We start from the raw sequence: 26,147 nt of genomic DNA, 5'->3' as shown, positions 1-26,147 counted from the left end.
TCAGTCGCGCTGCGCCTGCTCGTAGCCGCGGGTGAATCCGCGCTCGAAGGCTTCGGCGACGGCGGCGTGCTGCGCGAAGCCGCGCCGCTCGCCGTGACCGTGACCGTGCCCGTGCCCGTGACCGCAGTCGCGATCGTGCTCGGCGTGCCGGTCGTGGTGATCGAACCGGTGACCGTGCCGCGGGCCGAAGCCCTCGCCGCGGTGCGGACCGAAACCGCGCCCGAAGCCACGGCCGAACCCGCCGCGGCGATGACCGCGTCCGGGGCGGGGCGGCATCGGCTGTGATTCGTCCCAGCCGAGCTCCCGTGCGATCGCATCGAGCGACCGGAGCAGGGTGTCGTAGTCGTCCTCGTGAACGGCGGCCGAGATCCGGGTCTGCACGGCGGCGACGATATCGTCCCGCTGAGCTCCGGGCCCGGCGTGCTCTGCCTGCTCACGGAGCGCGCGTGCCACCAGGCGGTGGACGAGCTTCAGGCGGAATCCGAGGGTGTCGTTGATGGAGGTGTTCATGGGGTGTCCTTCCGAGACGTCGTGTCATCGGCGGACTCTCCGCGATGACCATTGCATGTCATTGTGCAAGTACATGCAGTGTGACATGCAATGCCGGTGCATGTCAAGTGACATGGATGCCGCCTCTGCCGGTATCGTCGAAGGGTGACCGATCCCACCGGCGACCTCGACGCCCTGCTGGCCGCCTTCGCGCAGATGCGCGGACGCGGTGGCCCGCAGCGGCATCACCCCGGCGGCCCGCACGCCCACGGCCCGCACTCCGACGGCGGCCCGCCCTGGATGCGCGGGGAGCGCGGCTTCGGCCCGGGCGCGCGCCTGGCGGGCGCACCCGCCCGCATCCGTCTGCTCGACGCCCTCGTCCACGCCGAGCATCCGCTGTCGGTGAGCGAGATCGCCGACGCGATCGGCGTCGACCAGCCGCGCGCCTCGCGCCTGGTACAGCAGGCCGTCGAACTCGGTCTCGTAGCTCGCGAGGCCGACCCGGACGACGCCCGTCGCACCCGCATCGCGCTCACCGCCGAGGGCCGGCGCCGCGCGGGCGACTTCCGAGGCGAGCGTCGCGAGCGGCTCTCCCGCGCGCTGGCCGATTTCACGAACGACGAGCGCGCGGAGCTCGTCCGCCTCCTCGGCAAGCTCGCGGCATCCTGGCCCCGCGACTGAGCCTCTAACCCGATCGGCGTCCCGCGCGCAAGAAGGTGACCGGATGGACGCTCGGTGCCACCCTGGAAAGGTGAGCACCGAGCAGCAGCAGTCCTCCGCGGAAGCAGAACAGCCGTCCGCCTCGACGCCCGTCGTCCCCGACTCATCCGGAGGCGGGACGACTCCAGCGGGCTTCACGCGGGCGATCGCCCCCTGGGTGTTCTGGCCCGCGGCGGTCCTGATCGTCGGCTTCAGCCTCTTCGCCATCCTGCTCCCGAGCCAGGCCGAGGCGTTCTTCGGCGGGGTGCAGACGACGATCGTCAACGCCTTCAACTGGTACTACGTGCTGATCGCCGCATTCTTCGTCGCCTTCGCGATTTTCATCGGCTTCAGCCGGTTCGGCGACATCAAGCTCGGTCGCGACGACGACGAGCCCGAGTTCTCCACGGGCGCGTGGTTCTCGCTGCTGTTCGCTGCCGGTATGGGCATCGGTCTCGTGTTCTACGGCGTGAGCGAGCCGCTCAGCCACTTCGTCACGCCGCGACCGGGTGTCGAGGGCAACTCGGCGCAGTTGGCGAGTGCCGCCCTCACGCAGACCTACCTCCACTGGGGGGTGCAGGCATGGGCGATGTACGTCGTGGTCGGCGTGGCCCTCGCCTATGCCATCCACCGACGCAAGCGCCCCATCTCGATCCGCTGGGCGCTCGAGCCTCTGCTCGGCAAGCGGGTCCACGGCGGCGCCGGCAACGTCATCGACGCGGTCGCGCTCGTCGGGACGCTCTTCGGGGTCGCCACCTCCCTCGGCCTGGGTGTGACGCAGATCGGCTCGGGACTGACCGCCGCCGGGATGCCGCAGCTCAACGAGTTCACCGAGATCATCCTCATTTTCGTGATCTCGCTCTTCGTCCTCATGTCGGTGATCTCCGGCGTGACCAAGGGGATGAAGTGGCTCTCGAGCCTCAACCTGATCCTCGCGGGCCTGCTCCTGCTGTTCCTTCTCTTCGCGGGCAGCACGGAGTACCTTCTGCGCGAGTGGGTGCAGTCGATCGGCGCGTACATTCAGAACTTCGTCGGGCTCTCGTTCACCGTCAGCGCGTTCCAGGGCACCGCCGGCGAGGAGTGGCAGGCGTCGTGGACCTCGTTCTACTGGGGCTGGTGGATCTCGTGGGCGCCCTTCGTCGGCATCTTCATCGCCCGCGTGAGCAAGGGGCGCACCGTGCGGCAGTTCGTCGCGGGGGTGCTGCTCGTCCCGACCCTCGTCGGTGTCATCTGGTTCGCCGTCCTCGGCGGCTCGGCGATCCTGAAGGAGACCACCGACCCCGGCTCGATGCTCGGTGCCGACGGCAAGGTCGATCTGCAGGGCGCACTCTTCCAGCTCTTCTCGTACCTGCCCGGCGGCGCGGTTCTCACCATCGGCGCAATCGTCCTCATCGCGGTGTTCTTCGTCACCTCGGCCGACTCGGGCGCGCTGGTGATGGGGATGATCGCCTCGGGCGGCAACCCGGAGCCCAAGCGCTGGGTCCGTGTCTTCTTCGTCGCCCTGACCGCTGTCCTTGCCAGCGCTCTCCTGTTGGCCGGAGGACTCCAGGCGCTGCAGACGGCGGCCATCCTCATCGCTCTGCCGTTCTCGGTGGTCATGCTGCTGATGTGCTGGTCGACCGTCCTCGCCTTCCAGCGGGAGCGGGCCGCGTATGCGCGGGCCGAGCGGCGTCGGTTCGTCGCGGACATCGGCGACCACTACGGCCTCGAGGTCGAAGAGCCCAACGAGCGCGGCCTCAGCCTGCCCGCGTTCGTGCGGCGGGCCATCCCCGTCAAGCCGCCCAGAGGCGACGCGGAGGGCCGGAAGCGGGTCGACTGACCCGCCCCGGGCCCGTCCGGGATCAGACGGTCTCGAACAGCAGCGCGAACGACGCGTCGCGCGCCGGCAGGCGGTGACGGGGCAGCACGCCCGGCCCGCACGTCGCGGTGCCGACGCCGGACTGCGCGATGTCGATCGACACGTGCGTCGCGGTCGGTGTCGGCAGCAGCGACGCGTGCGACGTCGTGCTGAGCGCCGTGCGGTCCCACGGCGACACCGTCAGTGCGACACCGGCATCGAGCGCCTCACCGCCGACGACGCTCACGCGCACGGCGCCCTCGGTGGTGCGGATGACGGCGGTGCGCACTCCGCGTCGCGATCCGCTCTCCTGCGGTCGGACGTGCGGGGTGACCAGGTCATCGGGGCCAGCCTCGAACCAGCCGAAGTGGACGCCCGAGGCGGTGTCGGGGTAGCTGGGACCTGGGCCGAGACCGGCGAACTCCATCCCGACCGGCGCCCCGGCGAACGTCACGTCGATGCCCAGGCGCGCCCAGTCGACGGTCCACGAGAACGGCGCCTTCTCGATCCACGAGTTGTCCCATGAGCCGATGCTGCGCAGGTCGAGCTCGAGCAGCAGGCCCTCGGGGACGGACGACCATCGCCACAGCGCGTCGACGCCGCTGTCGAACGACGGAGCCCCCACCCGCGTGTCGACGATCAGGGCCGCGGTATCCGACTCGATGCTGCGGACGCGGGTCTGCATCCGGTCGATGCGCGCCAGAGCCCATCGCTCCGCCATCGGGGGCAGGGTCGGCTCGTCCCAGCCGGGGAAGAGGTCGTTGTCGGTCGGCGCACGCCAGATCCCGATTCCGGGACCCGCGACGACGTCGAGCGAGCCGAGCCGCAGCGGCCGGCCGCGGCGGTCGAAGTCGTCGGGGTCCGGAACGCTCGCGGCACCCACGCGAGGCGAGCCGGCGGCGATGTGCTGGCCCGTCGCGACGACGTGCCCCGCCGGCGCCCAGTCGGTCTCCTGCCGCAGCGCGGCGTCGATCGTCAGCGCATCGGCCACGACCGCGCCCGTCACGGTGCGCGCTTCGTGAGGAAGCTCGATCTCGGTGCGCTCTCGCGGTCCCACGGCGGGGACGGACAGCTCGCCCTGCGCGACGACCTCGCCGTCGGCCTCGCGGCGCCACCGGTAGACGAGGTGGCCGGTGTCGACGTGGTCGTAGCGGTTCTGCAGCCGGATGCGGCGACGGTCGGCATCCACCTCCATCACGACCGGAGCGATGATCGCCGCGTAGTCGACGAGGCCGGGGCGCACGTCGCGGTCGGCGCTGATCAGGCCGTCGATGACGAAGTTGTGGTCGTGGACGGACTCGCCGAAGTCGCCGCCGTAGCGGAACGCTCGGCGGCCGTGCTCGTCCTCGATCGCGATGGCGTGCTCGATCCACTCCCAGATGAAACCGCCGGCGAGGCGCGGGAAGCGCTCGTAGAGGTCCCAGTACTCCTTCACCCCGCCCGGGCTGTTGCCCATCGCGTGGCCGAACTCGCAGTGCACGAACGGCAGCGAGCGGCGGCGCAGCTCGGCGGCGCCGATGTCGGCGGGCGGGATCTCGTCCGCCTCCTCGCCGATCCGCCGGACCTCGTCGTGAGACGCGTACATCCGCGAATACACGTCGGTGTCGCGGCTGGAGTGGTCGCCCTCGTAGTGGATGAGCCGGGTGTCGTCGTTCTCGCGCACCCAGCGGGCCATCGCGCGGATGTTGCAGCCGGCGCCCGACTCGTTGCCGAGCGACCACATGATGACGCTCGGGTGGGTCCGGTCGCGCGTGACGGTGCGGCGGATGCGGTCGACGAAGGATGCCTCCCACGCCGGGTCGTCGCTCGGGTTGCCGCGCCACGACACGTACTCGTACTCGTGCGTCTCGAGATCGCACTCGTCGATGACGTAGAGACCGAGCTCGTCGGCGAGGTCGAGCAGCTCGGCGTGCGGCGGGTAGTGGGACGTCCGGATCGCGTTGATGTTGTGCTGCTTCATGAGCACGAGGTCGCGCCGCGCGAGCTCGGTGGTGTGCACCCGGCCGCGGTCGGGGTCGTGCTCGTGGCGGTTCACGCCGCGGAGCATGATCGGGCGACCGTTGAGGGTCAGCACGCCGCCCTCGGCGCGGACCCGGCGGAAGCCGATGCGCACCGAGACGGTCTCGGATGCCGTCGCGAGCGTCGCGTCGTAGAGGCGAGGGGTCTCGGCGGACCAGGGTTCGACCTCACCGGCATCCACCGTCGTGCGGCCGGCGGCCACGTCGACGCGGACACCGAGCTCGGGCACCTCGAGCACGGCATCGATCGATGTGGTGACCGCGACGGAGCCGTGGCCGGTCTCGTGGTCGTAGTCGCCGGTGATGACAGCGTCGTCGATGCCGCCCGCGGGCCGGGCGAGGAGGGCGACGCTCCGGAAGATGCCGGGCAGCCACCACATGTCCTGGTTCTCGAGGTAGGTGCCGTCGGAGAACTGCGCGACGCGCACCGCGATGACGTCGCCCTCGCCGGTGAGCTGATCTGTGACGTCGAACTCATGGGTCAGGCGGCTGCCGCGGGTCGAGCCGAGACGCACCCCGTTGACGAACACGTCGGCGGCGGACTCGATCCCGTCGAAGCGCAGGAGGACGCGGCCCCCGGCATCCCTCACCCGTCGAAGCGCGTCGTCGACGTCGATCCGGCGCACGTAGTCGCCGACGGGGTTCTCGTCGGGTGGGTAGGGCGGATCGATCGGGAACGGGAACTGCACGTTCGAGTACGCCGGGGTGCCGAACCCGCTCATGTTCCAGTGCGCGGGGACGGCGATCTCGTCCCAGTCCGCGGTCTCACCTGAGATCCAGCCGTCGTGCGGCGCGAGCGCGGGGGACGGCGAGAGGCGGAACCGCCACCGGCCGTCGAGAGACTGGGTGGGAGCGTCCGAGCGCAGCCGGGTGCGCGGCGGCACTGACCCCTCACCGGGACCGATGCGGGCGACATCGAAGACGGGAGCGGTCATCGGGCGGCCTCCAGGCGAAGCGACGCCGGGTTCAGCCGAGAGGCTGCCGCCGCGTCGAGGACGAGGGTGACGCGGTCGTGACGCTGCAGGAAGGATGCCGGGAGCTCCGCGGTCTGCGGTCCCTCGACGGCTCGCGCCACGGCGTCGGCCTTCGACTCACCCCACGCGACGAGCACGATCTCGCGGGCGTCGAGGATCGTGCCGATCCCCTGTGTGAGCGCGTGGGTGGGAACGCGACCCGCGTCGCCGTCGAAGAACCGGCTGTTGTCGGCGACGGTCCGCGGCGCCAGCTCGACCACCCGGGTGCGCGAATCGACCTCGGAGCCGGGCTCGTTGAAGCCGATGTGGCCGTTCGCCCCGATGCCGAGGATCTGCAGGTCCACGCCGCCCGCTGCCGCGATCGCCCCCTCGTACCGTGCGGCTGCCTCCGTCGGATCGGCGGAGGCACCCTCGGGCACGTGCACGCGGGCGGGGTCGAGGCCGAGCGGGCCGGTCACCTCGCGGGCGATGACGGAGTGGTAGCTCTCGGGGTGGTCGACCGGCAGGCCGACGTACTCGTCGAGAGCGAACGCGGCGGCGCGGGAGAGGTCGAGACCTGCCCGGACGCGCGCGCCGAGCGCCCGGTAGAGCGGCTGCGGGCTCGACCCGGTCGCGACGCCGAGCACGGGAGCGGGACGGTCGCCGATGGAGGCGGCGATGATCGCCGCGGCGGTCTCGCCGGCGCCGGCGGCATCGGGGGAGAGCAGGATCCTCACGAGAGCACCTTTCGGGGGGAGGGGGCGTCCGAGTGGGCCAGGGCCAGCGCGAGCGCGCCGGCGACCGGGGGTTCGTCGAGCACCTGCAGCCGCAACGACGCATCGCGGACGTGCAGCTCGGCGCGCAGGAGGTCGGCGAGCAGCGGTTGTGCCGTCATGACACCGCCGGCGGCGATGACGTCGCTGCCCAGCGCGCCGCGTCCGCGGACGGCGGCGACCGCGTCGGCCAGGTGCGCAGCGGATGCCGCGATCACCGCGCGGGCGATGGGCGAGCCCTCGGCGACCGCGTCGAAGACGTACGGGGCGAACCCGCCCCATGCCGCCTCGCTCGCGGTCGCCTGGAACCGGAGGGCGAGATCGACGTGGTCGAGGGCGTCGAACGCGGCGAGGAACCGGGTGGCCAGCGGGTCGGTCATCGCGGCCGCACCTTCGCGGTCGACGGTGCGGAGCAGGGCCACGGCGGCGCGGCGCGAGATGCCGGGTGCGCTGGCGTCGTCGGCGATGAGCCACCCGTAGCCGTCGGCCGTCACGGCCTCGCCGTCGGAATCGAAGCCGACGATCGCCGAGCCGGTGCCCGCGATGACGCAGACGGCGGCCTCGAGACCCATGGCCGGGGCGAGGAGCACGGCGTCGTTGACGACCGCGACGACCCCCGGCATCCGCTCGTCCAGCAGGTCGGTCGCCTGATCGCGCTGCCGCGTGCTGTCGACGCCGTGTGCGCCGACGACGGTCACCTGGGGTGCCGCGCCGACGGTGTCGACGACGAGCCGGGCGAGGCGGTCGAAGTTGCGCACGTCGTCGAAGATCGCGCCCGCACGCCACAGGTCGCTCGGGACGATGCGGTCGACGACCTCGCCGTCCACGAGCGCGCGCAGGTGCGTTTTCGTGCCGCCGACGTCGACGCCGACGACCGCACCGGGGGTCGGGTACCGGGTCTCAGGCAAGGTAGACCGCCCCTTTCACGTGATCGATGATGAGCTGGCCGATGCCGACGAGCGCCGCGTCCTCGCCGAGCTCTCCGACGACGAGCGACGGCGGCCGCGGGATGCGGCCGCGGAGCCGCCGCGTGACGCCGTCGATGAGCCGGTCGGTGCGCTGCGGCAGGCGGCCGGCGAGGATCACGACGCGGCAGTCGAGGATCACCGCGAGCGCCGCCACCGACATCGCGATGTGGTCGAGCAACCGCTCCGCGCGATCATCGTCGCGCTCGTCGAGCACGGCCATCGTCGACGCATCATCGGCCGAGGCGGCGCCGAGTGCGAACACGCGGGTCTCGAGGTCGCCGCCGGCTCCCGGGTCCTGCGCGAACGCGGTCGGATCCGTGACGAGGTAGCCGATCTCGCCCGCGGCGGAGCCGGCCCCGCGCACGAGACGGTCGCCCGAGACGATCCCGGCGCCGACGCCGACGCCGAAGACGAGGGTCGCGAGGTCACCCGTGCCCTGCCCGGCGCCGCGCGTCCACTCGCCGATCGTGACGGCATTGGCGTCGTTCTCCACGACGACCGGCAGTCCGGTGCGCTCGTGAATCAGGGCGCGGACCGCGACCCCGTTCCAGTCGAGCTCGACCGAGTCGCTGACGGAGCCGTCCGGGTCCACGACGCCGGGGACCGACAGCCCGATCCCCTGCGCGGGCGTTCCGGCCTGGGCGGCCGCCTGGATGAGACGGTCGACGAGGCGCCCGATCCCCTCCAGTCGGGAGGATGCCGACAGCTCGCCGTCCTCCCCGTGCAGCCGTTCGTTCGCCTCGTGGCGGACTGCGCCGTTCAGGTCGATGAGCGCGCCTCGGGCGACGCCGGAGGTGACGTCGAGTGCGACGACCGTGCGGGCTTCGCCGAGGGGGCGGTAGCGGTGGGTCGGCCGTCCGATCCCGCTCGCGTCGCGCTCGACGGCGAGCAGTCCGTCGGCGACCATCCGGGCGCAGAGGCGATGGACCGTCGCGGACGCGAGCCCTGTCGCCTCGATGAGCTCCGCGCGGGTGAGGGAGCCCTCGGCCTGCAGGGCGTCGAGGATGGCGGTGCGGTTGATGCGGGTGACGTCGGCGTTGGTCGCCGTGCCCCTGCTCGCCACGCGTTCGCCGCTCATCATTCCCCTGACGCTCTTTTCGTCTTACTCTGAGATAAAACCAGACGGATGCCGCTGCCGCAAGACCGGCGGCGCCACCCCCGACATCGGAGCAACCGTGCCCTCCACCACTTCCTCACCCACCGGATCCCTGCGTGGCGCCGGGCGGTTCGGCCTCGGCGCCGCGCCCCTCGGAAACCTCTTCCAGGAGATCGACGACGCCGAGGCGGCAGCGATCGTCGACGGCGTCTGGGACAGCGGCATCCGTGTCTTCGACACCGCTCCCCACTACGGACTCGGCCTCAGCGAACGGCGGCTGGGTGCGGCGCTCGCGGGCCGACCGCGCGACGAGTACGTCCTGTCGACGAAGGTCGGGCGGCTGCTCGAGCCGGACCCGAACGGCGCGGGCCGGCTCGACGACGAGGGGTTCGTGGTCGAGGCGACCTTGCGGCGGCGATGGGACTTCTCGGCGGACGGCGCCCGCCGCTCGCTCGAGGCCTCGCTCGAGCGCCTCGGCCTCGACCGGGTCGACGTCGTGCACCTGCACGATCCCGAGGGGCGCGTCGACGAGGCGATCGAGGGGGCGCTGCCCGCCCTCGTCGCGCTGCGCGAGACGGGCGTCATCTCGGCCGTCGGCGTCGGATCCAAGGACCCCGCCACCCTCACGCGCATCATCGAGACGGGGATGGTCGACGTGGCGATGGTCGCCGGTCGGTACACCCTCCTCGAACAGCCCGCCGCGCTGGATGTGCTGCCCGCCGCCCTCGCCCACGGGGTCGACGTCATCGCCGTCGGGGTCTACAACTCGGGGCTCCTCGCGACACCTCATCCGGATCCCGCCGCCCCCTATGAATACGGTTCTGCGCCCGAAGCCGTCTATCGTCGAGCTGTACGGCTCGCAGACGCGTGCGCGGCGCGTCGAGTGCCGTTGCCCGTCGCCGCCCTGCACTTTCCGCTGCGGCATCCGGCCGTGGTCAACGTGACGGTGGGGCTCGGCAAGGCGGCGCACGTCGCGCAGACGGCCGGATACATCAACGAGCCGCCGACCGAGGAGTTCTGGCGCGGCCTCGAAGAGGAGGGCCTGGTGCCCGGAGGAGAACGATGACCGAGCACGTCCTGTGGTACCGCCGACCCGCGGAGACCTGGAACGAGGCGCTGCCCCTCGGCAACGGTGCGCTCGGGGCCATGTGCTTCGGCGGCGTGACCGACGCGCTCCTGCGCCTGAATGACGAGACCCTCTGGTCGGGGAGCCCCGCCAGCGAGCTCGCCGCCCCGGTCGTCACAGCGGAAGAAGCGCGCGACGCTCTCGCCGAGGCCCGCGCCGCGGTCGCCGAGGGCCGCGAAGAGGATGCCGACCGTCACGTCCGCCGACTGCAGCACAGCCACGCGCAGTCGTTCCTCCCCTTCGCCGACCTGCGGCTCCGCATCGACGGGGCGAGCGCCGACGAGGTCGAGGACTATCGTCGCGAGCTCGACCTGGCGACGGCGACCCACGTCGCCACCGCCACGCGCGCCGGGGCGGGGCTGCGCCACCGCACCTGGATCAGCGCCCCGCACGGCGTGCTCGTGCACGAGCTCGAGAGCGACGAGCCGATCGACGTCCGCGTCGAGCTCGAGACCCAGCTGCGCGAGCTCGGCCGGGTCGAGATCGACACCGCGACGACGCTGCTCGTGCAGGCGCCGTCCGACGTGACGCCGCCGCACGACGAGGTGGACGAGCCCGTCGTGTACGAGGACGACGCCGTCTCGGTGCGGGGCGCCCTGCACGCCCGCATCGTCACCGACGGCACGCCGGTCCGCGGCGGACGGGTCCTGCGCGCGACCCGCGTGACCGTCGTGCTCGCCACGGCGACCACGTTTGCCGGGATGGGGCGCATGCCGGCCGGCACCGAGCGTGCCGCCGCCCGCCGCGCGACCGGGCTCGTCGACGCCGCGATCGCCGCCGGCCTCGACGAGGTGCGGGCGGCGCAGGTGGCCGATCACGCCGCCCTCTACGGCCGGGTCGAGCTGTCGCTGTCGCCGATGCCGGACTCCGACCGCGACACCGCCGAGCGGCTGCGCGACCTCGGCCACGACGGCACGGTCGACATCCGCCGCGACCCGGGGCTGGCCGCGCTGCTCTTCCACTACGGTCGCTACCTGCTCGTCTGCTCGTCGCGCCCGGGCGGTCTTCCTGGCACGCTGCAGGGCATCTGGAACCAGGACCTGCGCCCCGAGTGGAGCTCGAACTACACGACGAACATCAACGTCGAGATGAACTACTGGGGCGCGCACACCGCCAATCTCAGTGAGACCGAAGAACCGCTCCTCGACCTCATCGAGGCGCTCGCCGACAGCGGTGCCGAGACCGCGCGCCGCCTGTACGACGCCCCCGGTTGGGTCGCGCATCACAACACGGATGCCTGGGGCTACACCCAGCCCGTCGGCGACGGCGTGCACGACGCGGCCTGGGCGTTCTGGCCGATGGCCGGTCTCTGGCTCGGTCTGCACCTGGCGGAGCGCGACGCCTTCGGCGTCGCCGACCAGGCTGAGCGCCGCCGCGCGTTCCGACTGCTGCGCGGCGCGACCGCGTTCGCGCTCGCCTGGGCGGCGCCGGACGGCGACGGCCGGTGGGGCACCGCGCTGTCGACCTCGCCCGAGAACACGTTCCGGACCGGGGCGGGTGGATCAGCGGCCGTCTCGCCGTCGGCCACGCTCGACATCGTGCTGCTGCGTGCGCACCTCGACGAGTTCCTGCGCCTCGCGGACCTCCTGGGCCACGACGACGACCGTCTCGTCGCCGAGGCCCGGACCGCGAGGGAAAACCTGCCCGAGATCCCCGTCGCGGACGGCTCGATCGCCGAGTGGCCGGGTGGCCGCGAGGCCGTCGACCCGCATCACCGGCACCTCTCGCCCCTCGTGTTCGCCTACCCCGGGACGGAACCGCTCACGCCCGAGCTCGCGGCCGCGGCATCCCGCTTCCTCGACCTCCGAGAGGACGAGTCGACCGGCTGGTCGCTCGCGTGGAAGCTCGCGCTGCGCGCGCGCCTCGGCGAGGCCGAGCGTGTCGCCGACCTCCTGGCGCTGGTGTTCCGCGATATGTCGGTCGATCGCGGCGATCAGTCCGGCGGCCTGTACGACAACTTCCTCGCGGCGCACCCGCCGTTCCAGATCGACGGGAACCTCGGGTACGTCGCCGGTCTCGCCGAGTGCCTCGTCCAGTCGCACGGCGACGCGATCGCGCTCCTGCCCGCCTGGCCGGCTCCGCTCGGCGCGGGTTCGGTGCGTGGTCTCGTGGCACGGCCGGGTGTCGAGATCGACCTCTCCTGGGACGACACCGGCGCGGTGACCTCGGCTCGCGCGCGGGCCCGGGTCGCCACGGCGCACGGGGCGCACGTCTTCCGGGCTGGGGACCGCGAGATCGAGGCGACGCTCGACGGCGCGTGGAGCATCCTCATCGGCGAGTGATCGCATTCGCATAGGCGTCGGCGGGAATGCCCGCGCGGCCGACGCGTTCCCTCGTCGTATGACACACGTAGGAATCATCGGAGCAGGTCACATCGGTTCGGCGGTCGCGCGCGGACTCGTCGCACAGGGGCACCAGGTCGCGATCAGCAATTCTCGCGGTCCCGAGACGCTCACCGATCTCGTCGCAGAGCTGGGCGAGAACGCCCGGGCCATGACCGCGAAGGATGCCGCGACCTTCGGCGAGTGGGTCGTCGTCACCGTTCCGCTGAAGGCGATCGACGAGCTGCCCGTCGAGGAGCTCGCCGGCAAGTTCGTCGTCGACACCAACAACTACTACTGGGAGCGGGACGGCCACATCGCCGAGCTCGACGAGAAGAAGACCACGACGTCGCGCATGCTGCAGGAGCGCCTGCCCCAGTCGACCGTCGTGAAGGGCTTCAACCACATCCCCGCCGCCGACATCACCACCGACGGCGCTCCCGCAGGCACCCCCGACCGCCGTGCTCTCGCGACCTCGAGCGACTCGGCCGACGCCGTCACCTTCATCACGAAGGTCTACGACGACTTCGGCTTCGACACCGTCAACGTCGGTGGCCTCGACGAGAGCTGGCGCGTCGAGCGCGACCAGCCCGCCTACGTCGTCCGGCAGACCGCCGACGAGCTGCGCGAGAACCTGGCACGCGCCGAGCGCTGAGCCCCGGCATCCGCTCACGAGCCGACGCGAACGGCGCTCATCTTCGCCGGATGGATGCCGAACGCGTCGGCTCGCCGTGTGTCGTCAGGAGATCTCGCTCTGACGCGCCTTCACGGGGAGCATGAGCAGGAAGCCGGCGGCCAGGACGAGCACGATTCCGAGGATGCCGAGGCGGGTGTCGCCGGAAAGTCCGACGAACAGCGCGAACAGGCCCGGCGCGAGGAACGACACCGCGCGTCCCGTGGTCGCGTAGAGGCCGAAGATCTCACCCTCGCGTCCTTCGGGGGTGATGCGCGCGAGGAAGGTGCGCGACGCTGACTGGATCGGTCCGACGAAGGCGCACAGGATCAGCCCCGCGATCCAGAAACCGATCTGCGCCGTGCCGATGAACAGGACGGCGGTACCTGTGGCGATCAGCGCGACGAGCGAGGCCATGATCACGTTCTTCGAGCCGAAGCGGTCGTCGAAGCGGCCCGCGACGATCGTCGAGATCCCGGCGACCACGTTCGCGGCGACGGCGAAGTAGAGGACGCCGGACGAGGTGAAGCCGAACACCTGCGCGGCGATGATCGCACCGAAGGTGAACACACCGGCGAGCCCGTCACGGAAGACCGCACTCGCCAGCAGGAAGGCGAGCACCTGACGGTCGCGGCGCCACAGCTTCACGAGCGTCTCCCACAGCACCCGGTAGGACCCGAAGAAGCCCACCCGGTTCGCGCGCTCGCGCGCGGGGATCTCGGGAACGCGCACCAGGACCGGGATCGCGAAGATGCCGAACCAGACGGCCGAGGCGAGGACGGCGAGGCGGATGTGGAGTCCGCCGTCGGTCGTGACACCGAGGGGGCCGGGGCTGTCGACGAGTCCGATGAAGCCGACGAGCAGGATCACCAGCAGCACGATCCCGCCGACGTAGCCCATGCCCCAGCCGAAGCCCGAGACGCGGCCCATGTTCTCGCGGCTCGACACCTGCACGAGCATGGCGTTGTAGTTGACGCCCGCGAACTCGAAGAACACGTTGCCGACCGCGAGGAGCGTCGCACCGAGGATGAGGTAGCCCGGCGCGCCCTCGACGAACACCATCGCGGCCATCGCGAGGACCACGACGAAGGTGTTGATCCCGAGCCAGAGCTTGCGGCGCCCCGATCCGTCGGAGCGCTGTCCCAGCACCGGGGCCAGGACGGCGATGAGGATGCCCGCGATCATGAGTGCCGTGGCCACGACGCTCGCGTTGCCGGCGAGGGCGCGGACGAGAGCGGGGTCCGACGGGTCACCGTCCGCGGCGGAGACGATCGCGGGATCCACGAAGAGGGAGCTCGCCAGGAAGGTGCTGAAGACGAAGGTCGTGACGACGGCGTTGAAGGCGGCCGACCCCCAGTCCCAGAGAGCCCAGGCCAGTACGCCCGGTCGGGAGGGTGCTCGGGTCGCGGGGGTCTCGGGCGTCCCGCCGGTGGTGCGCGTCATGAGCCGCACCCTACCTCCCGGCCGGGTCTCACCGGTGACGCCGCGTCAGAGCTTCGCCGGCGCGAAGCGGTAGCCGATGCCGCGGACCGTCTCGATCCATCGGCAGCGCCGGGCGGTGCCGCCGAGCTTGCGGCGCAGGTTCATGACGTGCACCTCGACGGCGTGCAGATCGTGGGCGTTCACGTGGTCCCCGTTGCCGCCGTTCTGGCGGCGCAGCAGCAGCACGATCCAGGACTTCTCGAGCACGACGTCGGGGTTGCGTACGAGCGCCAGCAGCAGGTCGAACTCCGAGCGGGTGAGGTCGATGCGGTGTCCGGCGAGCTCGGCTCGGCGGGATGCCGGGTGCAGCCGCAGCCCGTCGACGACGAGCCAGTCGGACTCGGTCGGCGGCAGCATCTCCACGGCACCCAGCGTGCGGCGCAGGATCGCGTCGAGGCGGGCGCGCAGCTCGAAGGGGCGCCACGGCCGCAGGATGTAGTCGTCCGCTCCGCTGCGGAACGCCTCGACGGCGGCGGTCTCCTCGGTCATGTCCGAGATGATGACGACCGACCCGGCGTGGAACGAGCGGATGCGGCGCACGACCTCGAAGCCGTCGATCCCCGCGAGCCGGGTGTCGACGGTCACGAGGTCGGGCTGCAGGCGGTCGACGGCCTCGACCGCGGCGAAGCCGTCCGAGAAGGAATGCACCTGGAAGCCGTGCTGCTGCAGCGTGGCGGAGAGGCGGTCGCGTGCCGTGCCGCCGTCCTCGACGAGGACGGCCACGCGTGTGACCGGTCCCAGGGTGCGGGCCGGTGCGGGGTGTTCGAGAAGAGTCATGTGAGGTCCATAGGAATCCACGACCGTCGCTTCCCCCCGCTTTCATTAAAATGCATTAATCTTCCGGCGCAACTCAGCACGCCCCAGCGCCACCTCAGCTTCTCCTCAGTTGGCGGCGCCACCGTGTGTCGTTCCGACCCCGCTGTCTACTCTGGCGAGGCGTGCTCGGACTGGGTGGGCACGTGCGCGCCCAGACCGAGGTCCCGGCCGCCGATACAGGGGGTGGCAGGATGCGGGGGATCGCGCAGACGCTGGTGCTGACCGGCGCGGTGCTGGCGGGCGAGGTGGCGACGCTCGTCGACGAGTACGGCGAGACGGACGAGCTCATGCAGCAGTTGCTGACTCGCGGCATCGTCTCGCCGAACCAGCTGGCAGAGGCGGTCGCCCTGCACACCGGCCACCGCTACATGGACCTCGCCGGCCGTCAGCTGGATGCCGCTGTCGTCGCGCTCCTCCCCGGCGGCATGTGCCGCAAGCATCGCGTGCTCCCGGTCGAGCGCACCGGCGACCGGCTCGTGCTCGCGATGGCGGACCCGTCCGACATCATCGCGCTCGACGACGTCGCGACGATCACCGATCTGCACATCTCCCCGGTCGTCGTCGCCGTCGATGCGCTCGAAAGCGCGTTCCAGCGCTACGTCCGATCCGACGACGAGATCTCGGACCTGTCGGCCGCGCTCGAGGAATCCGCTGCGGCGGAGGTCTCGGTCGAGGAGCTCGACCAGTCCGACAGCGATGCGCCCATCGTCCGATTCGTGAACCTCCTCATCACGCAGGCCATCGACGACCGGGCGAGCGACATCCACGTCGAGCCCGGCGAGACCCACCTCGCCGTGCGCTACCGCATCGACGGCGTGCTGCACGAGATGCAGCGCGCCGACCGTGCCATCCAGGACGGCGTCGTCTCGCGCCTGAAGATCATGGCCTCGATCGACATCGCCGAGCGTCGCAAGCCCCAGGACGGCCGCCTCTCGGTGACGCACGTCGGTCGCAAGATCGACCTGCGCGTGGCGACCCTACCCACCGTGTGGGGCGAGAAGATCGTCATGCGCATCCTCGACAACACCGGCGTGAGCCTGTCGCTGCGCGACCTGCAGATGGGGCGGGGGAACCTCGGCCGGTTCCGCACGGCCATCACCCGCCCGCACGGACTGGTGCTCGTGACCGGGCCCACCGGTTCGGGCAAGTCGACCACGCTCTACACGGCGCTCCGCGAGGTCGCGAACCCCGCCGTCAACGTCATCACCGTCGAGGACCCCGTCGAGTACCGGATCCCCGGCATCAACCAGGTGCAGGTCAACGCGAAGGCGGGTCTCACCTTCCAGTCCGCGCTGCGCAGCATCCTCCGCTCCGACCCCGACATCGTCCTCGTCGGTGAGATCCGCGACACCGAGACGGCGATCATCTCCATCGAGGCGGCGCTCACGGGCCACCTGGTCCTCTCGACGCTGCACACCAACGACGCCCCCGGCGCCGTCGCGCGTCTCACCGAGATCGGTGCCGAGCCCTTCCTCGTCGCGACCGCGCTGTCGGCCGTCGTGGCCCAGCGTCTCGCGCGGCGGCTCTGCACCGCGTGCCGCCAGCCCTACCGCGAGGACCCTGCCGTCCTCGAGCGCCTCGGGTTCCCGTTCGACCCCAGTGATCCGCCCGAGCTGTTCCGCAAGGGCGGATGCCCCGAGTGCTCGGGCACCGGTTACCGGGGCCGCGTCGGCCTGCACGAGGTGATGGCGATGTCGGACGAGATCGAACAGCTCGTCGTGTCCCACGCCACGGGCAGCGACGTCCGCGCGGCGGCGCTCCGCGACGGCATGACGAGCCTCCGCGAGGACGGCTGGTCGAAGGTCGTCCTGGGGGCGACGACGATCGAGGAGGTCCTGCGTGTCACGGTCTGAACTGCGAGCCCGGGCCGTCGCCGCCGACGCCGGCGCGACCGCCCTGCTCGACGGCATCCTCGGCACTGCTGCGGGAATGGGATCCTCCGACATCCATTTCTCCGCGGATGCCGTGACTCTCCACCGTCACGACGGTCACCTCATCCCGGTCACGGGGTACGAGGCGCCGATCCCCGGGGCGACCCTGCTCGACGCGCTCGTGTCGATCATGACGCCGTCCCACCGCGAGTCGTTCCACGCCACCGGTGACGTCGACCTGTCGTACACGGTCGCGGGCGTCGGGCGGTTCCGCGTCAACGTGTTCCGTCAGCTCGGTCAGGTCGCGGCGGCGTTCCGACTCATCGCGAGCCGGGCGTTCACCCTCGCCGAGCTCGGCGCCCCCGAGGTCGCCGGGGAGCTCGCCCTGCGCCCCCGCGGGCTGGTCCTCGTCACCGGCCCGACCGGCTCGGGCAAGTCCACGACCCTCACGGCGATGATCGACCTCATCAACCGGACGAAGCAGGATCACGTCGTCACGGTCGAGGACCCGATCGAGTTCGTCCACACGTCGCGGCAGTCGCTCATCCACCAGCGCGAGGTCGGCGCCGACACGAGCTCGTTCGCCGAGGCTCTGCGTCGTGTGCTGCGTCAGGACCCCGACGTCATCCTCATCGGCGAGCTCCGCGACCCCGAATCGATCTCGACCGCGCTCACCGCCGCCGAGACCGGTCACCTCGTGCTCTCGACGCTGCACACCCAGGGAGCGGCGAAGAGCATCAACCGTATCGTCGACGCCTTCCCCGCCCATCAGCAGAACCAGGTGCGCACCCAGCTGGGCGACGCGCTCCAGGGCGTCATCAGCCAGACCCTGCTGCCGCGGGCCCACGGCGGCGGCCGTGTGATCGCGACCGAGGTGCTCGTGTCGACCCCCGCCGTGGCGAACCTCATCCGCGAGAACCAGATCGCCCAGCTCTACAACGCGATGCAGGCGGGCGCCGGGCACGGCATGCACACGCTCGACCAGTCGCTGCGGCTGCTGGTCGAGCGCGGCGAGCTGAACCTCGCCCTCGCGAAGCACTACCTGACCGACCCGAAGGCCCTCGACGGCGTGCGTGTGCAGCCGGCCGGCGTTCACGCCGACGCATGGGCCGACCCGATGGATGCGTGGACGCGCTGATATGGCACTGCAGGAGTACACCTACCGAGCCGTCGGCACGTCCGGTGGCCCCATCGTCAAGGGCACCGTCGAGGCGGCCAGCGAGAGCGCCGTCGTCTCGAAGCTGCGCGCGCAGGGTCTCGCGCCCCTGCAGGTCGCACCGATGTCGACGACCGGCCTGCACCAGGAGATCTCGATCCCCGGGTTCGAGAAGGGCGTCAAGGTCGAGGACCTCGCGATCTTCGCGAAGCAGCTCTCCGGCCTGATCAACGCGGGTCTGCCGCTCATGCGCGCGCTCGCCGTCATCTCGGAGCAGACCGAGAGCAAGAAGCTGGCGTCGGCTCTCACCGCCGTGCAGACCGACATCGCCGCCGGCAAGTCGTTCTCGGCCGCCATGGCGGCGCAGCCCAAGGTGTTCCCTCCGCTGATGGTGAGCCTCGTGAACGTCGGTGAGACCGGCGGCTTCCTCGGCGAGTCCCTCGTCGCCGTCGCGAAGTCGTACCGCTCCGACGTCGACCTGCAGCAGAAGATCAAGTCGGCGATGACCTACCCGATCGTCGTGCTCGTCATCGCGATCCTCGGCGTGCTGGCGATGATCACCTTCGTCGTGCCGATCTTCGAGAAGATGTTCGCCAGCATGGGTGGCGAGCTGCCCATCCCGACGCAGATCCTCGTGACGCTGTCGCGGAACATGATCTGGATCGGCCCTCTGCTCGTGGTCGCCGTCGTGGGCGGGGTGGTCTGGTACCAGCGCGTCAAGGACACCGACCGCTTCCGCGGGGCGGTCGATCCCTTCCGGCTGAAGATGCCGATCTTCGGCGCATTCATCACGAAGATCGCCGTCGCCCGCTTCGCCCGCAACCTGTCGATGATGCTCAAGGCGGGCGTGCCCCTGCTCCAGGCGCTCGAGCTCGTGGGCAAGGCATCCAACAACAAGGCGATCGAGGATGCGCTCGGCGAGGTGCGCGAGTCGGTGCGCCACGGTCGGTCGTTCTCGACGCCGCTGGCCAAGGCCGACGTATTCCCGGCCATGGTGTCGCAGATGGTGTCGGTCGGCGAGGAGTCGGGCACGCTCCCCGACATGCTCGAGTCGATCGCGGACTTCTACGAGACCGAGGTCAAGGCGGCCTCCGAGCAGCTGACCAGCATGATCGAGCCGATCATGATCACCCTGCTGGGGGTGCTCATCGGAGGTATGGTCGTCGCCCTCTACATGCCGATGTTCACGATGTACGAGCAGCTGGGCAGCTGAGCGGTACGCGAAAAGCCCCGGACCCTCGAGGTCCGGGGCTTTCGCGTGTGCCGGGGCTCTTGCGTGTACCGCGGGCGTCAGCCGGCGACGTAGAACGCGAGCAGAGTCACCTCGGCGGTGACAGTCCCGTCGTCGTCGGTCGTGATGCCCGCGTTCGTGATGGCGACCGCGCGGGGGCCCTTGCGCAGCTCGTCGATCACGGCGGTCGCCTTCGTGCTGTCGGGCGCCGAGATGCTGAGGGTGATGCTCACCTGCTGCGGCCCGTCGCCGGCCGGGACGGCAGTTCCGTCGGCGGCAGCAGGGGCGTCGGTCGGGGCCGCATCCGACTCCTGCGTCTGCTCGGTCGTCTCGGTGGTCGTCTCCGTCGCGGCGGCGCCGTCAGCGGTTCCCGCTGCGGCTTCGGCGGTGCGCGCCGCGAAGGGCGTGGTCTCGCCGACGGTGACGGCGACGACCTTCCCGCCCTGCGTCGAGGCGGCGTCGGCCGCGAGCTGGACGATGTCGTCGGCGCGGACGGATGCCGGCACGACACGACGGAGCTTCGCGACCTCCGCGTCGAGCGCGGTCATGTCGGCCGCCTGCGCGGCGAGACCGTCGAGCACGGCCTGCTGGGTCGCGTTGGACTGCTCGACGGAGGCCGCGTCCGCGCTGATGCGCTGCGCGCCCGTGAACTGCGGCAGGGCGAACAGGAGTGCGCCGGCGAGCAGGATGCCGACGGACACGACGGCCCCGATGAGGTTGACCAGCTGCTTCGTCATCGTCACTCCGTCTCGGTCGTCTGCTCGGGAGCGAACGCCCCCGAGTAGATGGTCTGGTCGAGCTGCACCTCGACGGTGTAGGTGTAGACGCCCTCCTCCTCGGCGAGGGTCTGGACGCTCACCTCGAGGATCGCGTCTACGCCGCGCAGCGCCCGAGTCGCCTCGACGAGGCTGATGGGCTCGTCGCTGACGACGGTGACGGTGCCCGCTGCGCCGACGGTCTCGTCCGGTGCGGTCGATCCCGGTACCTGGCCCGCGGCCAGGGCGTAGTCGGTCACGGTCACGCCGGCGGGGAGCGCCTGCGTCACCGTCGCCACGGCCTTCCGCCAGGCGATGTCGCCGGACATGGCCTGCGTGATGAGACCAGACAGCTCCGTCCGCTGCGCGACCGCCTGGCTCACGGGTGCGAGCTCGGCGATCTCGGCGATGACGCGCTCCGTGTCGGCGTTCGCGGAGACGAGGCGGAGTGCGGCCTGCACGTTCATCGCGAACGCGCCACCGATCAGCAGGAGCGCGACGACGAGCGAGCCGAGTCCGATCGTGACCCATGAGCGCCCGAGGCGGCGGACCTCCCGGCGCCGCGTCTCGGACAGCGGGAGCAGGTTGGCGCGGGGGAGGGACCCGGGCTTGAAGGCGGGGGTGCGCGCGAGCGTGCTCATTTGTGTCCTCCCAGGAGCAGGGCGACGGTGGGCGCGATGCGCTCGTCGACGGCGGGGTGCAGTCCGTTCTTGACCCGGACGAGGTCGGCGCCCGTGATCCGGCGGATCTCGGTGCCGGCGACCTGCGCGAGCGCGGCCTGCAGGCGCGGGTGGTCGGTGTGCAGTCCGGTGACGAAGGTCGCCGCGACGGGCGCGGCATCCGTTCGATCCCGGTAGAACGAGACCGTGCCGCGCAAGCGGGTGACGAGGTCGATCAGGACGTCCTGCAGGTCGGCCGACATCGCGTCCGTCGCCGGTGCCTCGGGCACTCCCGCGGGCGGCGTCGCGACGGCGGTGCGGGCGCGACGCAGGTCGCCGCGGGAGCGCGGGGCGCCGTCGACGGAGTCCTCGACTCCGCCCGCGCGGAATCCGGTGAGCGTCTCGAGCGGGCTCGCAGCGGCCTCGACCTCGGCGACTCGGGGTTCGCCGCGCGGGACGTCGATGGGGATCGCGCGGGCGAACTGCGGGATGCCGTCGGTCGCGATCACGACCTGGGTCGTGTGCTCGCCGATGCCGATGAGCATGCCCGTCACGCCCTTCGGGGCGAGTCCCGCGAGCGCGCGGCAGTAGCCGAAGGCGAGCAGGTCGATCGAGTCGGCGGTGAGACCCGCCTCGGCGAGCACCGAGACGAGGTCCTCCATCTGCTCCGAGACCGCCGCGACCATGAGGCCGTGCATGCCGTCGTCGTCGACGTGCGTGGGGATGAAGTCGAGCACGGCCTGGTCGACGGGGACCGGCAGGCGGTCCTGCACGTCGAACGGCAGCGCCTGGCGCACGAGAGCCGTCTCGCGCAGCGTCGAGCTGTGCTCGCGGACGAGCACGCGGCGACCGCCGACGCCCAGGACCACGTTGCGGCCCTTGATCCCGGCATCCGTCCACAGCCTGCGCAGCGCTCCCACGACGATGTCGCGGTCGACGATCTCGGAGTCCTTCGCCGCGCCCTCGGGGAGCATCACCTCGCCGGCGGCGAGCAGGGTGGGGGAGCGCCCGTCGGTCACCTCGACGGCGCGGACGCTGTCTTCGGTGATCTCGAGCGCCACTCGTGTCTTGGCCATCAGAGGACCTCCTTGCCTGGGCGACGGGTCATGACATCAGCCGACCGTCGAGAAGTGTGAGGTAGCCGTCGGCGATCACGTCGCCGGCGACGATGCCGACCCACGCGCCGAGGATGATCCACGGGCCGAACGGGATGGCGGTGCGGCGACCCGCCCGCCGTGAGAACAGGAGCGCGACCCCGTACACGCCGCCGAGGACGAACGCGGCGAACGCGCCGACCACGAGCGGTCCCCAGCCGAGCCAGCCGAGCAACAGCCCGGCGTAGGCGGCCAGGCGCACGTCGCCGCCGCCCATGCCGTCGGGGCGGACGAGTCGGAGGAGGCCGTAGAAGACGTACAGGACGACGAATCCGATGCCCGCGCGCACGAGCGCCCACGCGTCCGCGCCGAGCAGGACGGCGCCGACGAGCAGGGCGAGCGTGACGAGGATGCCGGGGGTGGTGATCGCGTGAGGCAGCCGGCGGGTGTCGAGGTCGATGAGGGTCAGGACGATCCCCGCCGCCGCGAACCAGAGGAACGCGGCGAGCACGAGCGCCTGCGCGGCAGTCGGTCCGGCGAGGCCGTCGGCGGCGGCGATGGCGGCGAACGCGGCGCCGACGGAATCGAGCGCGGGTGCGGCGGGGAGCGGGATGCCGGAGCCCGGCCGCCCCGTCGCGAACAGCCAGACGAGCGCCACGGCCGCGAACGCGACGCCGGTGGCGAGCTCGACGAGTGGGTAGCGCGCGCCGATCGCGGAGCGGCACGATCCGCAGCGGCCGCGCAGGAGCAGCCACGACAGCACGGGGACGTTCTCGTACCAGCGGACCGGCTGGTCGCACGACGGGCAGCGGCTCTCGCGCAGCAGCGAGATGCCGGCGGGCACCCGGTAGGCGACGACGTTGAGGTACGAGCCGATGATGAGGCCGAAACCGCCGGCGATGACGCCGACGAGCGTCACGATGAGCGCCGGATCGAGGAGCGCGGTCATCCCTTGCCGTCCGTCCTCGAGAGGAGCCCGCCGAGGCTGACCGTCGTGGTACCGCCGCCGGGCGTCGAGCCGGGACCCGACGATCCGCCGCCCTGACCCGGCAGCAGCAGCGGACGACCGTAGAAGTCCATCAGGCCACCGTGGTTGAGCCCGCCGCCGTAGAAGGTGCCGTGCCACTCGCCGCCGCCGGTGATGCTGATGCGGCACGGCGTGTAGATCATCGCCGAGATGCCCTCGCCCATGACGGTCGTGTTGATGTTGACGGTGCCCGCGGGGCTCACGCAGCTCGGCGTGCCGTCGGAGATGCGGTCCTCGACGATCCACCAGACCTTCGGGGTCTTGCCGGCGGCGGCCTTCATCGTGAGCTGCGTGATGTCGTAGTTGTTGGCGAGGAAGGCGACATCGGTCTGCAGCGTGACGACGGGCTTCGAGCCGTTGTTGGAGCTGAGCGTTCCGCAGGGGCGCGCGTCGACGACGGTCGGGGTCGTGAGCGCCGACAGTTCGCGCCAGCCCGCGGCGTTGCCGGTCGACGGGTTGTTGTTCTTGAACCGGTTGCAGGTCCACGCGCCGTCGCCAGAGGTCGCGAGGGTCTTCACGGTGAAGCCCGGCCAGTCGGAGGCCTTGTACGTGTAGTCGTACCAGCTCTGGAAGGTCGGCGCGGTGGGCGGGACGGTCGAGGTCGGCCACTGCAGGCCGCCCGCGGCGCCCTTCGCGACGCGCGCGTGGGCGGAGGCCGGGTACTTCACCTGCAGGTGGCCGTCCAGCTTGACGGTCGACGTGCGCGGCAGGGTCAGCTTGCCCGCGATCGACACGCTCGTCATGTCGACGTCACCGCCGGCGAACACGTTGCCGGGGTAGGTGAAGCCGCTCCACCCGAAGTCGATGGGGCCGCCGACGTGGATGTCGCCGCCGATCATGCCCGAGACCTTCGCCGTCCCGGTGCTCGACGCGTAGAGGTTGCCCTTGATGGTGTCGCTCGAGTTCGTCATGGTGATCGATCCGCCGGTGGCGACGGTGCCGTCGACCGTGCACTGACCGTTGGTCTTCACGTCGCCGCCGGCGAGGATGTTGGCCGGCACGTGGTTCTGACAGACGAAGGTGCCGCGGGGCATCATGATCGTCAGCAGGCGGTCGTCGAGCTCGTGCGAGCGCACCTCGCTCGTGAAGGTCGCATCCCCGAAGAACACCATGTCGGCGCCGAGTCCGGGTGCGGCCGTGGTGGTCTTCTTGAGCTCGTAGCTCGCGCTCGTCACGGTCTTGCTGCCGTCGGAGCCGGTCCCCGTCGAGACGAACGTGACGACGTCGCCCGCGCACGAGGCGGTGACGGCGTACCTCGGCGCCGAGGTGGATGCCGGTTTCACGGTGCACGGGTCCGCGCCGGTCGCGGTCGACGAGGCCACGGCGGCAGCGAGGCCTGCATCCGAGGCCGCCTGCGAGTCGAGGCTGCCGCGCACCCCCGCGGTGGTCTGCGCCGTCGCGACGACGGCGCCGGCGAGGGTCACCGCGAGGAGCCCCAGCACCATCACGATCACGAGTACCGACACGAGCGTCGAGCCCTCGTCCCCCGAGCGGCGTCTGCGTGCGTTCACCAGCATTTCTTCCCCGATCCCCCAGCGGACTTGCCCAGCGGCACGGCGGATCCCGAGATCGACGCGGCGGGCGCGGATGATGCGGCGGCGTCGAGCCGCGGCACGGCGATGTTCCAGGTCAGCGGTGCGTCCGCCGAGGCGAGCGCGGCGAACGGCCGCGCGGTGCCGGACGAGGTCACGACCTGGCGCACGCGCGGCGCGAGCACGCCCCACGACGAGCCCGGCGCGGGAGCGCTGCCGGTCGTGAATGCGCTGTAGGTGACGACGCGGACCTCGCGGATGCCGGTGGCCGCCCCGGCGGGTGTCGTGAACGCCCACGCCGAGCACCGGTCGCCGGGCAGGGCGGCGCGGACGACGGTCGTGCCGCCGCTGGTCTCGACGCGCACGGCGGAGGCGGAGCGGACGGTCGTCGACAGCGAGGTCGAGACGGCCTGCAGCTGGCCGGTCGCCAGGTCGCGTTCGCGGGTGACCGAATCAGCGCGGAGCGCGCCGACGAAGACGGCGCCGAGGATGCCGAGGAACAGCGCCCCGACGAACATGTAGACGAGCAGCTCCACGAGAGTGAGCCCGGCGTCGTCGCCGGGCCGGTCGTCGGTGGGTCGGTCGTCGGTGCGGGCGGGGATCATGGGCCGGTCACCACGATCTGCGTCGAGAGCGTCGCCGTCGGTGTGCCGGTCGCGGCCGCGGAGGAGTAGACCTTCGCGCGCACGGTCGCGACGCTGACGCTCGCGGCGGGGCAGGTGCTGTCGGCAGTGAGGCGGGCGGTCTGACCCGAGCCCGCCGGGTCGGTGATGACGCCGGCGCTGCCGCGCGTCGAGAGGAAGTTCCTGACCTCGGCGCACGTCTGCAGGTCGGTGTCGCGGAACTCGGCGCGCACCTCGGCGAGCAGGCCCGAGGCGAACGCGCTCGCGCTCGAGGCGTCGCGGTTCGTCGAGCTCAGGGCCTGCGCCTGGATGGCGAGGGGGAGGATGGCGACCGCGAGCAGCGCGAAGAGGAACATCGCGATGACGACCTCGACGAGGCTCACGCCGTCGTCGTCGCCATTCGGCTCGTGCGCGCGGGACATCGGGTCGTCCTTCGGTCGCGGGGTGGTGGCTGGAACGGGGATGCCGGGTCGGCGAGCTGCGAGCTCCGCCGACCCGGCGAGGTGGTGCGGGTGCTCAGCAGGCGGGGCCCGACTCAGCAGGCGTCTTGTCGCCTTCGACGACCTTCACGCAGTAGTCCGTGATCGTGGTGCCGGTGACGGTGATCGTGTACTTCTTGTTGTTGGAGAGGTTGTCGAGACCGAGGTCGGCAGCCTTGTTCTGCGACAGGTTGGAGGCCACCTGGGTCGCGGCGTTCGCGGCGACGGTCTGACGTGCGTTGTCCTCAGCCTGCGCCTGCAGACCGGTGAACACGGGGACGGCGATCGCGGCGAGGATGCCGAGGATCACGACGACGACGATGAGCTCGATGAGCGAGAAGCCGGACTCGCCGGTCTCTTCCTTGCGGCGGTTGCAGGCGGCCATGTAGTTCTTCAGCGATGCACGCATGTGCAGATCTCCTTGCTGGTCCGATGTGTTGGGACACGAGGCGACGCGGACAGCAGGGCG

23 protein-coding genes are annotated in these 26,147 nt (G+C 71.3%); 8 read left to right on the top strand and 15 right to left on the bottom strand.

From position 1 onward, the window contains the following. Positions 1-510 carry a hypothetical protein gene (locus ACIQLK_RS01735; protein WP_400362411.1) on the bottom strand — a complete coding sequence of 170 codons (510 nt, stop codon included), beginning with the start codon at positions 508-510 and terminating at the stop codon, positions 1-3. Between the two features lie 144 nt (positions 511-654). Here ACIQLK_RS01735 and ACIQLK_RS01730 point away from each other — a divergent pair, with 144 nt between their 5' ends. Together ACIQLK_RS01730 and ACIQLK_RS01725 are read left to right on the top strand one after the other, a co-directional pair. Beyond that, a complete protein-coding gene (locus ACIQLK_RS01730; RefSeq protein WP_400362410.1) occupies positions 655-1,170 on the top strand; it encodes a MarR family winged helix-turn-helix transcriptional regulator in 516 nt (171 codons plus the stop codon). A gap of 70 nt (positions 1,171-1,240) precedes the next feature. Beyond that, positions 1,241-3,007, top strand: a complete 1,767-nt coding sequence (locus tag ACIQLK_RS01725) for a BCCT family transporter (RefSeq protein ID WP_400362408.1) — start codon at positions 1,241-1,243, stop codon at positions 3,005-3,007. 22 nt (positions 3,008-3,029) lie between these two features. Here the strand turns inward: ACIQLK_RS01725 and ACIQLK_RS01720 are convergent, their stop codons facing one another. Genes ACIQLK_RS01720 through ACIQLK_RS01705 form a run of 4 tightly spaced genes read right to left on the bottom strand, consistent with a single transcriptional unit; the run spans position 3,030 to position 8,800 of the window. Beyond that, on the bottom strand, positions 3,030-5,978 hold the full coding sequence (locus ACIQLK_RS01720) for a glycoside hydrolase family 2 TIM barrel-domain containing protein (protein WP_400362406.1): 2,949 nt from the start codon (positions 5,976-5,978) through the stop codon (positions 3,030-3,032). Beyond that, positions 5,975-6,733, bottom strand: coding sequence for a glucosamine-6-phosphate deaminase (locus tag ACIQLK_RS01715; RefSeq protein WP_400362404.1), 759 nt, complete (start codon positions 6,731-6,733; stop codon positions 5,975-5,977). Before ACIQLK_RS01715 ends, ACIQLK_RS01720 begins: the two co-directional genes overlap by 4 nt. Beyond that, positions 6,730-7,677: a BadF/BadG/BcrA/BcrD ATPase family protein gene (locus ACIQLK_RS01710; RefSeq protein ID WP_400362402.1), complete on the bottom strand. Its 948-nt coding sequence runs from the start codon at positions 7,675-7,677 to the stop codon at positions 6,730-6,732. The genes ACIQLK_RS01715 and ACIQLK_RS01710 overlap by 4 nt, the downstream gene beginning before the upstream one ends. Next, positions 7,670-8,800 (bottom strand): ROK family protein, encoded by a 1,131-nt coding sequence (locus ACIQLK_RS01705; protein ID WP_400362400.1) that lies wholly within the window; start codon positions 8,798-8,800, stop codon positions 7,670-7,672. The genes ACIQLK_RS01710 and ACIQLK_RS01705 overlap by 8 nt, the downstream gene beginning before the upstream one ends. A gap of 112 nt (positions 8,801-8,912) precedes the next feature. Here ACIQLK_RS01705 and ACIQLK_RS01700 point away from each other — a divergent pair, with 112 nt between their 5' ends. The 3 genes from ACIQLK_RS01700 to ACIQLK_RS01690 are packed head-to-tail and all read left to right on the top strand — an operon-like array spanning position 8,913 to position 12,935. Continuing rightward, positions 8,913-9,899 (top strand): aldo/keto reductase, encoded by a 987-nt coding sequence (locus ACIQLK_RS01700; RefSeq protein WP_400362398.1) that lies wholly within the window; start codon positions 8,913-8,915, stop codon positions 9,897-9,899. After that, positions 9,896-12,241, top strand: a complete 2,346-nt coding sequence (locus ACIQLK_RS01695; RefSeq protein WP_400362397.1) for a glycosyl hydrolase family 95 catalytic domain-containing protein — start codon at positions 9,896-9,898, stop codon at positions 12,239-12,241. The genes ACIQLK_RS01700 and ACIQLK_RS01695 overlap by 4 nt, the downstream gene beginning before the upstream one ends. 58 nt (positions 12,242-12,299) lie before the next feature. After that, positions 12,300-12,935, top strand: a complete 636-nt coding sequence (locus tag ACIQLK_RS01690; protein ID WP_400362395.1) for an NADPH-dependent F420 reductase — start codon at positions 12,300-12,302, stop codon at positions 12,933-12,935. Between the two features lie 84 nt (positions 12,936-13,019). Here the strand turns inward: ACIQLK_RS01690 and ACIQLK_RS01685 are convergent, their stop codons facing one another. Continuing rightward, complete coding sequence (locus ACIQLK_RS01685; RefSeq protein ID WP_400362393.1) at positions 13,020-14,396, bottom strand: MFS transporter; 1,377 nt, start codon at positions 14,394-14,396, stop codon at positions 13,020-13,022. A gap of 45 nt (positions 14,397-14,441) precedes the next feature. Beyond that, entirely contained in the window at positions 14,442-15,212 is a 771-nt protein-coding gene (locus tag ACIQLK_RS01680) for a response regulator transcription factor (RefSeq protein WP_400362391.1), read from the bottom strand. A gap of 230 nt (positions 15,213-15,442) precedes the next feature. Between ACIQLK_RS01680 and ACIQLK_RS01675 the strand changes: the two genes are divergently transcribed. Genes ACIQLK_RS01675 through ACIQLK_RS01665 form a run of 3 tightly spaced genes read left to right on the top strand, consistent with a single transcriptional unit; the run spans position 15,443 to position 19,491 of the window. Further along, positions 15,443-17,104, top strand: a complete 1,662-nt coding sequence (locus ACIQLK_RS01675; protein ID WP_400363843.1) for a GspE/PulE family protein — start codon at positions 15,443-15,445, stop codon at positions 17,102-17,104. Next, a complete protein-coding gene (locus tag ACIQLK_RS01670; RefSeq protein ID WP_400362389.1) occupies positions 17,091-18,260 on the top strand; it encodes a type IV pilus twitching motility protein PilT in 1,170 nt (389 codons plus the stop codon). Before ACIQLK_RS01675 ends, ACIQLK_RS01670 begins: the two co-directional genes overlap by 14 nt. A gap of 1 nt (position 18,261) precedes the next feature. After that, entirely contained in the window at positions 18,262-19,491 is a 1,230-nt protein-coding gene (locus ACIQLK_RS01665; protein ID WP_400362387.1) for a type II secretion system F family protein, read from the top strand. Between the two features lie 77 nt (positions 19,492-19,568). Here ACIQLK_RS01665 and ACIQLK_RS01660 read toward each other — a convergent pair whose 3' ends face one another. The 8 genes from ACIQLK_RS01660 to ACIQLK_RS01625 all read right to left on the bottom strand — a co-directional run bounded on the left by ACIQLK_RS01660 (position 19,569) and on the right by ACIQLK_RS01625 (position 26,087). Next, on the bottom strand, positions 19,569-20,246 hold the full coding sequence (locus tag ACIQLK_RS01660) for a hypothetical protein (RefSeq protein WP_400362385.1): 678 nt from the start codon (positions 20,244-20,246) through the stop codon (positions 19,569-19,571). Positions 20,247-20,248: 2 nt separating this feature from the next. Next, the gene (locus ACIQLK_RS01655; protein WP_400362384.1) at positions 20,249-20,905 is read right to left on the bottom strand and encodes a hypothetical protein; all 657 of its coding nucleotides are present in this window, start codon (positions 20,903-20,905) and stop codon (positions 20,249-20,251) included. Then, positions 20,902-21,999 carry a type IV pilus biogenesis protein PilM gene (gene pilM / locus ACIQLK_RS01650; RefSeq protein WP_400362382.1) on the bottom strand — a complete coding sequence of 366 codons (1,098 nt, stop codon included), beginning with the start codon at positions 21,997-21,999 and terminating at the stop codon, positions 20,902-20,904. The genes ACIQLK_RS01655 and pilM overlap by 4 nt, the downstream gene beginning before the upstream one ends. 28 nt (positions 22,000-22,027) lie before the next feature. Continuing rightward, on the bottom strand, positions 22,028-22,966 hold the full coding sequence (locus ACIQLK_RS01645) for a prepilin peptidase (RefSeq protein WP_400362380.1): 939 nt from the start codon (positions 22,964-22,966) through the stop codon (positions 22,028-22,030). After that, a complete protein-coding gene (locus ACIQLK_RS01640; protein WP_400362378.1) occupies positions 22,963-24,555 on the bottom strand; it encodes a hypothetical protein in 1,593 nt (530 codons plus the stop codon). Before ACIQLK_RS01640 ends, ACIQLK_RS01645 begins: the two co-directional genes overlap by 4 nt. Next, complete coding sequence (locus ACIQLK_RS01635) at positions 24,552-25,181, bottom strand: type II secretion system protein J (RefSeq protein WP_400362377.1); 630 nt, start codon at positions 25,179-25,181, stop codon at positions 24,552-24,554. Before ACIQLK_RS01635 ends, ACIQLK_RS01640 begins: the two co-directional genes overlap by 4 nt. Then, entirely contained in the window at positions 25,178-25,621 is a 444-nt protein-coding gene (locus ACIQLK_RS01630) for a prepilin-type N-terminal cleavage/methylation domain-containing protein (protein ID WP_400362375.1), read from the bottom strand. The genes ACIQLK_RS01635 and ACIQLK_RS01630 overlap by 4 nt, the downstream gene beginning before the upstream one ends. 94 nt (positions 25,622-25,715) lie before the next feature. Beyond that, positions 25,716-26,087, bottom strand: coding sequence for a type II secretion system protein (locus ACIQLK_RS01625; protein WP_400362374.1), 372 nt, complete (start codon positions 26,085-26,087; stop codon positions 25,716-25,718). Positions 26,088-26,147 lie beyond the last annotated feature (60 nt).

This window comes from Microbacterium sp. NPDC091382, from assembly GCF_044757025.1.
GTDB lineage: Bacteria > Actinomycetota > Actinomycetes > Actinomycetales > Microbacteriaceae > Microbacterium.
Note: the sequence above shows the minus strand (reverse complement) of the source record. Positions and strands in the feature narration are given on the sequence as shown.